Annotated in this window: 13 protein-coding genes and 1 pseudogene; 5 read left to right on the forward strand and 9 right to left on the reverse strand. The window is 43.1% G+C overall.

Annotated features, from left to right (window positions below; genetic code table 11):
* The first annotated feature begins 335 nt into the window (after positions 1-335).
* Positions 336-1532, forward strand: coding sequence for a GGDEF domain-containing protein (locus tag NI455_RS04175; protein WP_253112571.1), 1197 nt, complete (start codon positions 336-338; stop codon positions 1530-1532).
* Between the two features lie 25 nt (positions 1533-1557).
* Here the strand turns inward: NI455_RS04175 and dsbD are convergent, their stop codons facing one another.
* The 4 genes from dsbD to NI455_RS04195 all read right to left on the reverse strand — a co-directional run bounded on the left by dsbD (position 1558) and on the right by NI455_RS04195 (position 5231).
* On the reverse strand, positions 1558-3399 hold the full coding sequence (gene dsbD / locus NI455_RS04180) for a protein-disulfide reductase DsbD (protein ID WP_005105339.1): 1842 nt from the start codon (positions 3397-3399) through the stop codon (positions 1558-1560).
* Positions 3400-3418: 19 nt separating this feature from the next.
* On the reverse strand, positions 3419-4174 hold the full coding sequence (locus tag NI455_RS04185; protein ID WP_253100158.1) for a transporter: 756 nt from the start codon (positions 4172-4174) through the stop codon (positions 3419-3421).
* A gap of 21 nt (positions 4175-4195) precedes the next feature.
* Positions 4196-4738: an ankyrin repeat domain-containing protein gene (locus tag NI455_RS04190; protein ID WP_039902494.1), complete on the reverse strand. Its 543-nt coding sequence runs from the start codon at positions 4736-4738 to the stop codon at positions 4196-4198.
* A 127-nt stretch (positions 4739-4865) separates the two neighbouring features.
* Positions 4866-5231: an HPF/RaiA family ribosome-associated protein gene (locus NI455_RS04195; protein ID WP_253112574.1), complete on the reverse strand. Its 366-nt coding sequence runs from the start codon at positions 5229-5231 to the stop codon at positions 4866-4868.
* Between the two features lie 1008 nt (positions 5232-6239).
* On the opposite strand from NI455_RS04195, the gene NI455_RS04200 reads away from it, so the two are divergent.
* The 4 genes and pseudogenes from NI455_RS04200 (at position 6240) to NI455_RS04215 (ending at position 9208) form a co-directional block, all read left to right on the forward strand.
* Entirely contained in the window at positions 6240-6965 is a 726-nt protein-coding gene (locus NI455_RS04200) for an outer membrane protein OmpK (protein WP_253112576.1), read from the forward strand.
* Positions 6966-7047: 82 nt separating this feature from the next.
* Positions 7048-7560: a GNAT family N-acetyltransferase gene (locus tag NI455_RS04205; RefSeq protein WP_253112578.1), complete on the forward strand. Its 513-nt coding sequence runs from the start codon at positions 7048-7050 to the stop codon at positions 7558-7560.
* Positions 7561-7732: 172 nt separating this feature from the next.
* Entirely contained in the window at positions 7733-8455 is a 723-nt protein-coding gene (locus tag NI455_RS04210) for a hypothetical protein (protein WP_253112581.1), read from the forward strand.
* Between the two features lie 66 nt (positions 8456-8521).
* A pseudogene (locus NI455_RS04215) lies at positions 8522-9208 on the forward strand (phospholipase D family protein).
* A gap of 263 nt (positions 9209-9471) precedes the next feature.
* Here NI455_RS04215 and urtE read toward each other — a convergent pair.
* The 5 genes from urtE to urtA all read right to left on the reverse strand — a co-directional run bounded on the left by urtE (position 9472) and on the right by urtA (position 15084).
* Positions 9472-10170: an urea ABC transporter ATP-binding subunit UrtE gene (urtE, locus tag NI455_RS04220; RefSeq protein ID WP_253112584.1), complete on the reverse strand. Its 699-nt coding sequence runs from the start codon at positions 10168-10170 to the stop codon at positions 9472-9474.
* 10 nt (positions 10171-10180) lie between these two features.
* The gene (gene urtD / locus NI455_RS04225; protein ID WP_253112587.1) at positions 10181-10999 is read right to left on the reverse strand and encodes an urea ABC transporter ATP-binding protein UrtD; all 819 of its coding nucleotides are present in this window, start codon (positions 10997-10999) and stop codon (positions 10181-10183) included.
* Between the two features lie 3 nt (positions 11000-11002).
* On the reverse strand, positions 11003-12070 hold the full coding sequence (urtC, locus tag NI455_RS04230) for an urea ABC transporter permease subunit UrtC (protein WP_253112590.1): 1068 nt from the start codon (positions 12068-12070) through the stop codon (positions 11003-11005).
* A 4-nt stretch (positions 12071-12074) separates the two neighbouring features.
* Entirely contained in the window at positions 12075-13709 is a 1635-nt protein-coding gene (gene urtB, locus NI455_RS04235; RefSeq protein WP_253112594.1) for an urea ABC transporter permease subunit UrtB, read from the reverse strand.
* 94 nt (positions 13710-13803) lie between these two features.
* Positions 13804-15084 carry an urea ABC transporter substrate-binding protein gene (gene urtA / locus NI455_RS04240; RefSeq protein ID WP_253112597.1) on the reverse strand — a complete coding sequence of 427 codons (1281 nt, stop codon included), beginning with the start codon at positions 15082-15084 and terminating at the stop codon, positions 13804-13806.
* Positions 15085-15197 lie beyond the last annotated feature (113 nt).

Consider the following 15197-nt stretch of genomic DNA (forward strand, 5'->3'; position numbering starts at 1 on the left):
TCTTTATCTTTGGTTGTTTCTAACAATGCAGGCATTTTAACGATTGACCATATTGAAATAATTAGCACAAATAAAACACATCATCCTGAATTTAGAACAAAACTGTATGCCTCTTAACCTTTTTAATTTTGATTAGAACCCTTTGGTATAGCCTAGATCACTTATGCTATAGGCAAAGACTGAGCAGATCAGATATCAACTAAATCACAAAAATGTTTTAAATATTGTTGTTTATCAAGTATTCAAACTTATGTTATCTTGTGTAAATAAAGCTATAAATATCCAATAAGTCTTAAAAAAAAATCTGCCATAACAATTAAAGTCAGACCGGGACCATGAAGCGAATATCGCCTGTATTAGAAAAAGTGCTAAGACACAGAATCAAGAAATATCTGGTCGAAGATGAAGTCGTGATGAACTGGCGCATCCTGAAGAAATGCATCCTGATGCTGACCTTGGGATGCGGAGTACATCTGACCTGGCTCGGCTGGGATATTTTCGTGTTATTAAATCCCGAATATTGGCAATATGTTCATCTAGAACGGGTCTATACACAAATTACTCTGAACAGCAGCTTTCTGGTAATTCTATTTCTCCTGATTTTTCCCTGTTATAAATTTCAGGGGAATCAGCTGATTGAACGTTATCTGTCTTATATGGCAGTGGGTACTTTTGTTATCTCGTTGTGTCGTGACGCCTATCTCGTCGGGGTGATCAGCCCTGTGGCCACGACCTCCTATGTCTGTTTAATTATGGTGGGACTGGTGCTGTTCCATCGCACGCTGGTTTATAGCATGCTGATTCCAGCGTCAATTTTCCTAGGCGGATGTGCCTATTTAAGTTTCAGTCATCAATTGCCTTATTCACCGCTATTTAATATCGATGACAAGCTTTTCTATAATGGTTTCTGGCTGTTATCGATGCTGTATTTCATTTTGCCAATTCTGGCCGTCTGTATGGTCTTATTCGAGATTCTGCTCAGTCAATGGCGGCATCGTGAGCAGCTGATCAAACAACTGAGTCAGATTGATCCGCTCACTAACCTGTTTAACCGCCGTAGCATCAACCAATGTCTGGATAAACTGAATGCCGCAGCAACTCCGAATTACGCCTTGGTCTTACTGGATCTGGATCATTTCAAGAAAATTAATGATCACTATGGCCATCATAAGGGCGATGAAACCTTAGTTGAAGTGAGTGCTGTGCTGAACCAGCAATTGCGCGAAAGTGATGTGGTCGGCCGTTTTGGTGGGGAAGAATTTATTCTCGTGCTTAAAAATACTAGTCTGGAAAAAGCCGAACAAGTGGCTGAGCGCTGCCGTATCGCCATTCAGCAATTGCAGATTTTCAGTGATGAGGGTGAGCTGATTCCGGTGACCGCCAGTTTCGGGATTGCTATTTCTAGCGCGGAATTACGCCCGCAGCAGTTATTGAGTCAGGCCGATCAGGCGCTTTATCAGGCCAAAGCCGGTGGGCGTAATCTGATCAAAGCCTATGCTGAACCGGTGCCAGCACAGATGCAGGTCTCTTAAGCGGGTTCAGCTTTTTAAGACTCGATTATGGATTTTCACTTTGAGCCAGCGCTTGCAGTTGTGCCAGCAATTCTGCCTCGCTAAAGGCACCGGTCAAACGCAAGCCACGAATTTCCTGCTGCTGCGCATTCAAGAATAAATACGTCGGCGGCCCGAGAATTTCCCATTGGTTTAACAGCGCTTGATGAGAGACATTATATTGGCTTAAATCCAGCTTGATCAGGAAATATGGCGCAAGCGCCTGCTGTACCGCTGCAGATTTTAAAATACGATGTTCGATCGGCTGACAGGCAACACACCAGTCGGCGTAGACATCAATAATAATCTTTTGCCCTTGTGGTGCCCTGTCCAAAATCTGCTGAAATTCTGCTGCACTACGTGCCACATGCCACTTGGCTTCTGTGCTCGCCTGCTCCACAAAAAAACGCTGACTGTGCTGATATTGGCTATAAGCGATATAGGGGACGGCCAGTACCAGACACAGGATATATAGCCATCTCAAACCGGTACGATGCCAGAAAATCCGGAACAGCACATAAGCCACGAAGGTCATACCCAAAGCTAGGGATAACCATTGTAAAGCGGCTTCTGAAATCAGTGGGCGAATAAAATACAGCGCCAGCGCCAGCATGATAAAGGCAAAGAGCACTTTGATCTGATTCATCCAATGCCCGGCTTTAGGCAGAATCCGTGCACCCAGAATACTGGCCAGCAATAAAGGCGTGCCCATCCCAAAACCTAAAGTAAACAGCAGTAAAGCTCCCTGCCACTGACTTTGCGTCTGGGAAATAAACAATAATGCGCCTGCCAGCGGTGCGGTCATGCATGGCCCCACCAGAAGCGCCGAAATCATGCCCATGACACCGGCACTGACCAGACCGCCTCCCTGCTGCATGGCCTGTGCCCGATCCAGACGATGAACCAGACGTTGCGGCAGTTTGATTTCAAACAGGCCAAACAGATTCAGGGCAAATAGGACAAACAGGATGCTAAATGCGATCAGGGTTCCCGGTTGCTGCAACCAGCGCTGAAAATTCAGGCCGGCCGAAGATGCAATTAGGCCAAGTACTGCATAGACAGCGGCCATACTGCTGACAAAAGTCAGTGCAATCATCCAGGCTTTCAGGCCTTTACTATCTCGTACAATCAGCGAGGTCAGAATCGGCAACATCGGCAAGGAACACGGTGTAAAAGCCAGTAAAATGCCTAAGCCAAAGAACAGCAAAAGCCCATAGCCCAAAGAGCGTTCAAGCAGTTGGGCTGACCATTTCTGGTCTTGTGCTGCATAGGGTTCAGTTTGTGTGTTGGCTGATGCAGAGATTTCATTTGCTGTAGATTCTGAGGAGTCCGCTGCATTAAATAGGGTATTGTGTTGCAGTGATGAAGTATTCAGATCGAGTAAACGCTTTGTTCCTGATCCGGTAGCTTCAAATTGCACCAGACCAGACAAATCGGTCTTGAACTGAATGGTTTGTGGCGGATAACAGATCCGGTCTTTGGCACAGCCCTGCCAGCTGACCTGATAGGATTGCCCCGCCTGAGTCGGAATTTGAAACTTTAACTGCTGATAATAAACCTGGGTATGTCCATAGTTATCATCATATAAATCTTCAGCGGGTGGCAACTCAAACGACACCGGTTGGTTGCCCTGCCGGACTTCAATTTTATGCTGATACAGATAATAGTTGTCTGGAATCTGCCAACTCAGTTCAGCCTGCTGCTGACTGGTGGAGATCACGCTCACAGGAAAAGCCTGCTCGGCAGACAACAATGCAGTTTCCGCCTGAGCAGGACTGCTGAACAAGGTGCTTCCCAAAATAACCAGGGCAAGCATTTTCCCCCAGGTCGGGAACTGCGAGTATTTCATCATCTGTGAGTTGAATAACTTAGAACAGCACAGAGAAACCTAGGCCTGAGAAGTAACTTCGATCTGCACCATCCAGATCTACACCGACATTCGCATCCAATTGGACACGGTCGTTTAAGGCATACATGACCCCGGTACCGAGCGCGTATTGATTATCGACACTTTCAGCTTTACGGTAAATCAGTTCAGAATAACCTGACCAGCGATCAGTAATGCGGTAGCCTAGAGAAGGAATCGCAGACACTGCCCAGTTGCTGTCCTGCCATTCATAACGCATGGTCAATGCGGTACTGACCAAGTCATTATATTGATACGACACGACAGAACCCAAGCTGTAAATATCTTCTTCATTAGTGAAACCGGCATTGCCTGTTGCAATGATGGCTTCGGCCAGCAAAGCCATACTGAGTTTGTCATCATCCAAATCAATGGCCTTTTTCAGACCAATACTAACATCGCCCAGACCATCATCTTCTTCGGTCTGGCCATTGGATTTCACTTGGGTCCAGGTCGGGCCAGCCCAACCTAAACGCAATTCCAGATCATCACTGAGTCCGGTACGTAACAACATATCTGCACTGAGTGTGGTCACGGTCTGATCGCCCGACTTGCTATAACGCGCTGTAGGCAAGCCTTGCTCCCAAGCGACATTTCCGACTGGAGTAATTCCAGTACTCAGACCCTCACCTGGTCGATCAAATTCAAAATCTGCTGCGAAAAGCTGTGCACTACAACCGGCCAGTGCAATCAAACCCAAGGTTTTTAATGTTGTCATGTTGGAGCTCTTTATTAAAATTTAACTGAGTTCTTTGGTCATTTTTGCGCCATGCTTGCGAAGCAGTTCTAGCGTCTGTTTTTCTTCGTCTAAAGCTTCTGACCAGTTGATTTCATCAAAATCACAATCAAAGAATAGATCACTAATTGAAGATAAAATAGTCATGCCATCTTCATCTTTGCTATTTGGATCGACTTTTTCATCCAGTAAACGCTGTACAGCCGGTGCACATGCGGCACTCGCGGCATCCCAGAGCGGGCCATAAATTTCTTCTGCATCCCACAGATGCAGATTCACTTTGGCCTGGATCAGTTCTTCCAGAATCTGTAAATGTACCGCCAAACGTGCCTGTTTCTCATCTTCTGAAAGTGGTGTACCGGCTTCATACAGTTCACACACCTCTTCCCACCATTTGAACAGGCCATCTGACCAGACCGAAATCACCGGGCCTTTGTCATGATCAATAAAATTCGGGTTGAGTCCATCTGCCAGCAGCTGTTTGACCTGGTCCAGATTTAATTCTTCGAGTGCTTGCACAAAAAGCTGTTGTTGCGCAGTTAACATGATGGAGCTCACTTTGATTCGTTTTCGACTATTATGCCGAATAAAGCAGGATTTGTTGTGCTTCTCATAACTATATTTTTGTTTAATACGAAAAAAGCCCCGCAGGGCTTTTTCAAATCAGTTCGGCTTACTCTTCGATATCCGCAGTATCTGTGTCTGCTAGTTCGAGAGCACCAGGACGAACATTGTCTTTTTTCTCGATCACATGTTCCAGACTACGTTTTAGTCGGTCAATTGCACCATGGATCGCGGTATCGACATTATAGCCACGGTGATTGACTACGACAGGTTTCAAGCCTGCAGGGCGCGCTTCAATCATACAGCGAATATCGTCATCGCCGCCTTTGGCGCCATTTTCATCACTGAGATGGACTGAAAAATGGGTAATACGTTCGCTGTGGCGCTGGAATTCTTGATTTAATTCTTCCCGTACATAAGTAATTAAACGATCACTATTCTGAATGTGGTTATCGGTACGAAGTTCAATATTCATATATTACCATCCTCAATCTTTGTAACTTTTGAGTGCAAAATTTTTTATCTTGGCACGTTTGTAGCTTGCTGTTTCGCATCGCATTTCACTTCTTCAAATGATTGGAATCACACCCTCCATTTTGAATGATGAACACATTTTTGAGTCTGCAGAATCGTGTCCTTATATCTTGAATATCGGCTGTATCTGGGAAATATGCAAGTGATATTTTGGTTTTTTAGCAAAAGAATAATCCATTGTGACAACTGCTTACTCAGCTCAAAAATGCAGGATTTTTCAAACGACAATTGCGCAACTCTTCACACGATCTAATTTGAAATGTTTTTTAGTCAGACAGATAAATCGCTTAAATAACACTCGACCAGAAAACCTAAAAAAAGAGAAATTAAAAGTATTTTTTTATGGAAATTAGCTCACTTTTACCTAATAATTTATCTTATAAGATCAGCTCCTAGTCAGCCTTACAGTCCTGAAGAGATCATATGCTTTATCATTGTTTAGTTGCTTGTGCAGAACCAGGAAAAATACTCTTTCTTCATTCGAAAATAACAACTTGAAAAAATGATTTTCAATTGAAATATAAGACCGATCAATCTCACTTGAAGAGGTTGAGAACAGGCTTATAAAACGACCATCATTTGAGATTTTAAAAGTAGCTTCATTACACAAACAGAACAAAGCTATTCAGCCTCAGGCTCAAATTAATTACTAAACAATCTGTATATTCCCCCCTATTTTTACTGTTTCTCTAAACTCATCATCCTGAATTGAAGTGATTTTATATTTTTAGTTATACATTCAGTCTTTTAAGGCACTAAATATTCAACTTTATTTAAAAAAATAATGCTTTAGAAAAGCCTCAGCGAAAGACAATGAAAACTGAGCAAAATGATCGTCTGCATTCAACTCATGAGAGCTGAAATATATTTAAGTTAGCGATCACTTTTAACTTTATTTTTACTTATTAATCTGTATGCTTATTCTGCTTTCTCGGGGGGATAGATCTAAATGAAATTTACACAACTTACGGCACTTTGTGCATTAGCTTCAACTGCTGTATTTGCCCAAGCAAAACCAGTTTGGCAGGACTTTAGCGTTACAGGTCTTTATGGTGAAAACTATGAAGTTGTAGACGATCAGCAAACTACTTTAACTGTTGAATATGCTGCAAAAGTTAAATATGCAGATGTATTCTTCTTTATGGATCGTCTGCGCGGTGGCGATGATGTTAAAAGTACGTACTTTGAGTTATCACCACGTTTAAGCTTAAGCGAAGTTACAGGCCAAAAACTTGCCTTTGGTCCAGTGAAAGATGTGCTTATTTCAACAACGTGGGAAGGTTCAGATAATGCTGATAACTTCCTATATGGCGTGGGCTTTGACCTTGATATCCCATACTTTCAATATGCAAGCTTAAATCTTTATCGTGCAAACAATGAAAAAGTGTTTGGCAATAAAGACGATTATCAAATGACGCTTACCTATGGTGTGCCATTTAAACTGGGTGCTGAAGATTTTCTTGTAGATGGCTTCCTTGATTGGTCAACTGCTGAAAAAGACGCTCAAGCAAGCGAGTTAAACTGGACTACACAGTGGAAATGGAATGCGGGCAAACACATTTCTCCAGATACCCGTTTATACCTCGGTGTTGAACATTCAGTGTGGAACAATAAGTTTGGTCTTAAAAGTCAAGACGAAAACAATGTCAGCGCACTTGTGAAATATCATTTCTAATTGATGTATGATCGAAAGCAGAACTCCGGTTCTGCTTTTTTTTTAAACTGTGATTTCAGCTCACCTCTACTAGAACAAAAATATGCCTGATTTTGACATTCGACCTGCGACCGAACATGATCTTGAAACCATCCTCGAGATTTATAATCAGGAAGTACTCTATGGTACCGCGACCTGGAACAGAACAGCCTTTGATTTGAACTATTTCAAAATCTGGTTTAAGCAGCTTAAAAATCAGAATTTCCCGGTTTTTGTGGTTGAAGATACTCAAAATAAAGTCGTTACTGGCTATGCCTGTTATGATCAGTTTCGTAGTATTCAGGGCTTTCAACAGACGGTAGAACATTCCATCTTTTTAAATCCGGATTATGCTGGGCAAGGTCTGGGTTCTAAATTATTGCGGTATTTAATTGAACAGGCTCAAGTACAGAAACTGCATATCATGGTCGCGGCGATTGATTCTGAAAACACCTCATCAATTCGTCTGCATGAAAAACTGGGTTTCGTTCAAACTGCCTATATGCCACAAGTCGGACAGAAGTTTGGGCACTGGCGTGATTTGGTCCTCTTACAAATCAATCTGGATCAAGCTTGATTCATTCTTAGTTTAAAGCTATTCCAGAACTGCTTTCTGGACACTCCTCTTCAGCTTTTTAATACTTGGCCATCACGATATTTTGTTGTTATCCAGTCTAATAAGCACAAGTTCTATTTACTTATACTAGCGGTTATGTTTTATTCAGCTCAAAATCATACTGAATAACACCATGTATAAATCTCTATTGTCTATTGGTCTTTTAAGTTTAAGTATGCTCACTTTTGCTGATTCAGACTTTGAAAAAGAGCTCCGTTCAGGCTGTAGCAAAGTGCCAAGCTATGCAAATAATGGCAAAAAATTCTACGACCAAAAACAATATCAAAAGGCCATAGCGCAATTTGAGCAACAAGCCGCATGGTCATCCTTTTGTGCGATGAATGTAGAAGATGGCGGTACAGCTTTTTCCGAACGCGATATCACTACGGCGTTTAACAATGTCGGTTTAAGTTATGCCAAGCTTGGAAAGCCGCAATGGGCACGCGCCTGGTTTTCTGTCTATCCTGAAGCCCAAAGTAGCCAGTTTAATTTGAAACAGCTTCCCACTCCTCAAAAAAGTGCTAACTTGGCGGGAAAATATGTACGTTACGCGGGCTATGGAGCATGGGATACTATTACAGTTCAGAAAGTAAAAAATGCATATGAAATTGATTTCGAAGGTTATTATATGGGGTTACGTAGTCTGATTTACGGTCCTAATGTAGGAGACTTTGAAACTTCTATGGCTTTAAATAAAAGCCAAGCACAGTATCAATTTCAGGATTGCAAAATTGATCTAACTTTTAAATTTGATCCAAAAATAGGACAGCAAACTGATGTAAAAGAAACACCTTATACTAATTGCGGTTTTGGACATAATGTCTCGGCAGAGGGTCTATATTTAAAGGTTGAGTGATTGCCGATTCAGCGATATCTTATTGCCCTATAACAAACATAATATTCAAAATATTACAGGGAAAATATGGCTAAATTTCTAAATACCAGTGCAACCAATTTTTTCTTAGAAGAACTCATCAAAAATGCCAAAGAACGTTTAATTTTAATCAGTCCGTATTTGCGTCTCAATGACCGTATTAAAGAATTATTAGAAGACAAAGACCGGTTAAAAATTGATGTTCGCATTGTCTATGGCAAAAGTGATTTGCATCCTGAAGAAATTAAATGGATTCAAAAACTGGACTATGTTCGTTTGAGTTTCTGCAAAAACCTGCATGCAAAGTGCTATCCGAATGAATCGGAATGTATTATTTCCAGTTTAAACCTCTATGAATTTAGCTAGGTCAATAACAATGAAATGGGCATTTCAGTTCGTAAGTATGAAGATGATGAAGTTTTTAAAGATGCGTATGAAGAAGCGCAGCGTATTATTCGGATTAGCGAAGAAGTCCGGATTAGCTTAGATGAAGTCAAAGCTAATCCGAACACTGAGGATTTAGGTCAAACTGATCAAGAAGCTAATGCCTTTAGTAAATTGACCACCTCCAAACTGGCTGCCAAATATAAAATTAAAACAGCAGATTTACTTGAAAAGTTAGTGGATAAAGGCTTTTTAAAGCTGAATGACACGGGTAAACATTTTTTAACTGACCAAGGCAAATCCATCGGTGGTGAATACCATCCAAGTCAGTACGGCGGCTATTTTTTATGAAATGAAAATACAGAAATCTAATTCCTCCATTATTCAAAAAAAATTCCCCTCTCTCTTTAGGAGATGAGAAGCTCTGCTTGATAAGAGGAGATTTAAAATTTAATCCCTCCAAACCTCCCTTTCTTACGCTTCGATATAAAGCAGTGCTTATATCTTGCTCAGGGAAGCTTTTTCCCTCTCCTTCTAGGAGAGGTTTAGGGAGATGTAAATAAAGATAAACCCTCATCCCCCGCCTTCTCCCTGAGGGAGAAGGAGCTAAAGAATTAAATCGTCACCAACTCCCGGATCCCCTTCCCCGGCATTTCACTGCCCACACCTTGCGCCACCACTTGCCCACGTGCCATCACGGTATAACCATCGGCAAGTTCTTCTGCAAAGTCATAGAACTGCTCCACCAACACAATCGCCATTTCACCACCATCAGCAAGTTTACGAATGACTCGACCAATATCTTTAATGATTGAGGGTTGAATACCCTCAGTCGGCTCATCCAAAATCAGCACACGAGGTTCAGATGCCAAGGCACGGGCAATAGCAAGTTGCTGCTGTTGACCACCCGATAAATCCCCCCCACGGCGATGCTTCATTTCATCTAAAACAGGGAAAATTTCATACAGATGCTCAGGCACTTTACGAGTTTTCGCCCCTTTAAATTTCGCCATGCCAATCAGGAGGTTTTCCTCAACCGTCAGCGTTGAAAAAATATCGCGACCTTGTGGTACATAAGCCAAACCTTCACGGACACGCTGTTCAGGACTGAACTTGGAAATGTCTTTACCATCCAATAAAATTTGCCCAGATTTAATCGGTAAAATCCCCATCAAACACTTAAGCAGTGTGGTTTTACCCACACCATTACGCCCAAGTACCACCGAGCATTCACCCACAGGTGCAGTAAAGGACACATTACGCAAAATATGACTGCCACCATAAAATTGATTGACGTCTTTGACTTCTAACATTGCTGTCTCCTTAACGTCCTAAATATTTTTCAATGACATCTTCATTGGCTTGTACTTCTGCCAATGTGCCTTCTGCCAAAATTGCGCCTTGTGCCAATACCGTGACTTTTTCACTAATGGTGTCAATAAAACTCATGTCATGCTCGACTACTACAAGGGTATGGTTTTTCTTGAGTTCTAAACACAACTCCGCCGTGCGTTCGGTTTCGGCATCGGTCATCCCTGCTACAGGCTCATCCAGTAAAATCAGTTTTGGGCGTTGCATCAGCAACATGCCGATTTCTAACCATTGCTTTTGACCGTGTGACAACAAGCCTGCCGGTTTATTGACGAACTCTTGCAAACGAATTTGCGCAAGTGACTCATCCAACGCATTTTGCGCATCAGGATTAAGCTTGCTAAAGAAACTCTTTTTCACCCGTTTATCTTTGGGTGCAGCAAGGAGCAGATTTTCCATAACCGTGAAATTTTCAAACACGGTTGGCTTTTGGAACTTACGCCCGATGCCTGCTTCGGCAATTTGCTCGGTACTCATTTTGGCTAAATCGTAATTTTGACCGAAAAATGCCGTGCCTTCGGTTGGTCGAGTTTTGCCCGTGATCACATCCATTAAGGTGGTTTTACCTGCCCCATTCGGCCCAATGATGCAGCGTAATTCGCCTTCTTCTATATAAAGCGACAAATCGTTTAAGGCACGAAAGGCATCAAACCAAACACTGACTTTTTCTAAATACAGCGCAATACCATGGGTAAAATCCGCGCCTTGTTCTTTAGGACGGCCATAGCCTTCAGCGGCATGACCACCATGAGGTTGCAGGATTTCGCTCATTCGCTACGCTCCCTTCTTAAAACGGTCAAACAGACCAATAATGCCTTTTGGCAGGAAGATGGTCACCACAATAAATAGGGCACCTAGAATTAATAACCATGCTTCAGGGGATGCTGCGGTAAAGTAGGTTTTTGCCCCGTTGATGACGCCTGCACCCAGCAATGGCCCAATCAATGTGCCACGACCACCTGCTGCCACCCACACCGCCATTTCAATCGAGTTCACCGGGTTCATTTCACTTGGATTAATAATGCCTGCTTGCGGCACATACAGCGCGCCTGCAATCCCTGCAATCACCGCAGAAAGTACCCAAGCAGAGAGCTTGTACCAAAGCGTGCGATAGCCCAAATATTGCAGACGATTTTCGCTATCACGAATCGCCCCCAACACACGGCCATAAGGTTTATTCATTAAATGACGTAAACCGATAAAGCATAGCAACAACACCAATGCGGTAATAAAGCACAAACTCGCACGCATCGATGCCGAGGTAATGTCCATACCTAAAATGGTTTTAAAACCGGTAAAGCCGTTGTTTCCACCAAAGCCGGTTTCATTACGGAAGAAAAGTAATGCAGCGGCAAAAGTCATGGCTTGAGTGATAATCGAGAAATACACACCTTTGATTTTCGAGCGGAAGGCAAAGAAACCAAAAATAAAGGCAATAATGCCTGGCACGAGCACTACGAGTGCCAGCGACCAGAGGAAATATTCTGTACCGACCCAGAACCAGGGCACTTCGGTCCAGCTTAAGAAACGCATAAAGTCCGGAATGCCATCCCCTGCAGACTGGCGCATCAGGTACATCCCAAAGGCATAACCGCCAAGGGCAAAGTACAAACCATGTCCCAAACTTAAAATTCCGGCATAGCCCCAAACTAAATCCAGCGCCAAGGCGACCAAGGCCAAGCACATGATTTTGCCAATCAGAGTGACCCAATAAGCAGATAAATGCAGGGTTGAATCGGCAGGTAATAAATGTAGCCATGGCAATGCCAATAAGATGGCAAAGCACACGGCAGTGGCAATACCGCTATGCGGTTTATCGGATAATAATTGTGTCATCTTCATGTGCTTACTCCACGAAACGGCCTTTGATGGCAAACAAACCTTGTGGACGTTTTTGAATAAACAAAATCACAAGCACCAAGAGAACAATTTTTGCCAGTACCGCACCAATGCCAATTTCCAAGGCGGTACCGCTAATACCCAGACCAAGCGCTGCAAGGACTGCACCCCACACCTGACCTACACCACCGACAACTACAACCAAGAAGGCATCAATAATGTAGTTTTGCCCTAAATCCGGCCCGACGTTACCGACTTGTGCCAAAGCACATCCGGCTAGTCCTGCCAAACCTGAACCGAGACCAAAGGCCATCATGTCAATACGACTTGAACGAATGCCGACTGCACGTGCCATTTGACGGTTTTGCGTGACTGCACGCACGAACAGACCAAAACGGGTTTTATTAAGCAGATAAACCAGCAGTAGAAGCACTGCGATGGTAAAAACAATAATGGCAATGCGGTTATAGGGCAGCATTAAGCTGGGCGTGATAGAAATCCCGCCTGATAGCCATGAAATATTCGACACTTCGACATTTTGCGCACCAAAAGTCATCCGTACCAGTTGCATCAGAATGAGACTGACACCAAAAGTGGCAAGCAAGGTTTCCAACTGGCGACCATATAGCGGACGAATCACCGTGCGTTCAATCAACATACCAATCAGCGCACTGACCACAAATGCAGCAGGAATCGCGGCAATCAGGTACCAATCAACATAGCTGCCCAAATAGCTTTTAAACAGGCTTTGCACCACATAAGTGGTATAGGCGCCAATCATAATGAGCTCGCCATGTGCCATATTAATCACACCGAGCAAACCGTAGGTAATCGCAAGACCCAGTGCAGCAAGCAACAAAATACTGGCGGTACTTAAACCTGAAAATAAATGTCCTGTCCATTCACTGGCTTGAATACGGGTTTTAATACTGTTTTTCGCTTCAAGCAAAGCCGTTTTCAGTTCAGGATGTAAATTCGGCTGTGCCAACTCATTGTCGATCATCGCCAAGACATCAGGACGATTAGAATCTTGTAAAATTTTTGCGGCTTGAATTTTGACGAGCACATCTGAGTTTTGATAATCCAGACGGGCTTTCAACTGAGCCAAACGGGCTTTGACTTTATTGTTTTGTTCTTTTAAATACAGCGCATTGATATGTGCTATATCAAGTTCTGCAAGATTGCTTTCATAAATATCAATCGCTTCTAAACGCTCAGAGGCATCATCCGACTTCAACTTGCTTTGTGCCAAACCAAAGGTCAGTGCTTTACGCAAGGTATTCACCAAAGTGACTTGTGCAAGGTCACTTGGCCAATCTGCAACGACATCTAAACTTGGATAACTGAGCAACTGATCATCGGCTTCTAAAATATAGGTTTGTCCTTGAGAATCGCTATAAAGCTGGTCGTTTTCAACATATTCTGCAAGCTGATCTAACTGTTCAATACTGCCTGGCCATTGATTGAGTAAAGCACGACGTTGAGCAAAATCACCTTGCACAAATTGCTGAATCGCATCTTGTGGTTGTATCGCTATGGTTGAATTATTGTGTTGTAAAGAGGTTTCTGCTGTTGCCATTTGCATACAAAATATTTGTATACACAACAGAAAAATAGTGGCGATATTCACACGAATATTCATTATATACACCCCTATTCCATTGGAAGTTTTCCGTGGAGAGTAAGAAAAAAATCAGAGGATGCCTGCTACGGCTGTAGCAGGCAAAAGATAGGTATTATTTAGGAATGTACGGGCTCCAAGGCTCTGCTTGAATAGTTTGAGATGTTTTGTAGACCACATCAAACTGACCATCACCACGAATCTGGCCAATCATGACTGGCTTGTGTAAGTGATGGTTACTTGCATCCATTTTTAGGGTATAGCCCGATGGTGCTTTGAATTCCTGACCTGCCATCGCTTCACGGACTTTATCGACCTCTGTAGAACCTGCTTTTTCAACGGCTTGCTTCCACATATTAATCCCGACATAGGTCGCTTCCATTGGGTCATTGGTCACCAGTTTGTCAGCATTTGGCAGTTTGAATTCCACCGCATACTGCTTCATTTTGTTGGTGAATTCGGTATTGACCGGATTCTTCACTGACATGAAATAGTTCCATGATGCCAAATGACCGACCAATGGCTTGGTATCAATACCACGCAGTTCTTCTTCACCCACTGAAAATGCCATGACTGGAATTTCAGAAGCTTTAATACCCTGATTACCCAGTTCACGGTAGAACGGCACGTTGGAGTCGCCATTAATGGTCGAGATCACCGCAGTCTTTTTACCGGCTGCGAATTTTTTCACATTACCCACAATAGTTTGATAGTTGCTGTGACCAAATGGCGTGTACTCTTCCATGATGTCAGCATCGGCCACGCCTTTAGACTTTAAGAACGCACGTAAAATCTGGTTGGTGGTACGTGGGTACACATAGTCTGTACCGAGCAGGACAAAACGCTCAGCCTTGCCGCCCTCTTCGCTCATCAAGTATTCCACGGCTGGAATGGCTTGCTGGTTAGGCGCAGCACCGGTATAAAAAATATTTTTGGATTGTTCTTGGCCTTCGTACTGTACAGGATAGAACAATAAGCCATTCAGCTCTTCAACCACTGGCAATACCGATTTACGTGACACCGACGTCCATGCACCGAAAATTACCGCGACTTTGTCTTGGGTAATCAGCTGACGTGCTTGCTCTGCAAACAGCGGCCAGTCTGATGCTGGATCGACCACCACCGGTTCCAGTTTCTTACCCAGTACCCCACCATTATCATTGATTTCCTTAATCGCCATTAAGGCCGTGTCTTTCAGTGAAGTTTCAGAAATTGCCATCGTGCCTGACAAGGAATGCAGGATCCCGACTTTAATCGTATCGCCGCTATCTGCGACTTTGCTTTCTGTGGCCGGGGCTCCTGCTTTTTCAGCAGATTTTGAACACCCCGTTAATGCAACAGCCCCTGCCATGGTTGCGGCTAAAATACTTTTTGAAAATAAATTGCGTTGGAACATCAGATTTTTCTCCAAACTTTATAATGGTGCATTTTTCATGCTTGTCTTGTTGTACATCTGGATGGAGTGATTCAATTTCTGTGCCAAGGCTTCAAAAAATAAAAAAATTTACT

This window comes from Acinetobacter lwoffii (assembly GCF_024129435.1).
GTDB classification, from domain to species: Bacteria; Pseudomonadota; Gammaproteobacteria; order Pseudomonadales; family Moraxellaceae; genus Acinetobacter; species Acinetobacter lwoffii_F.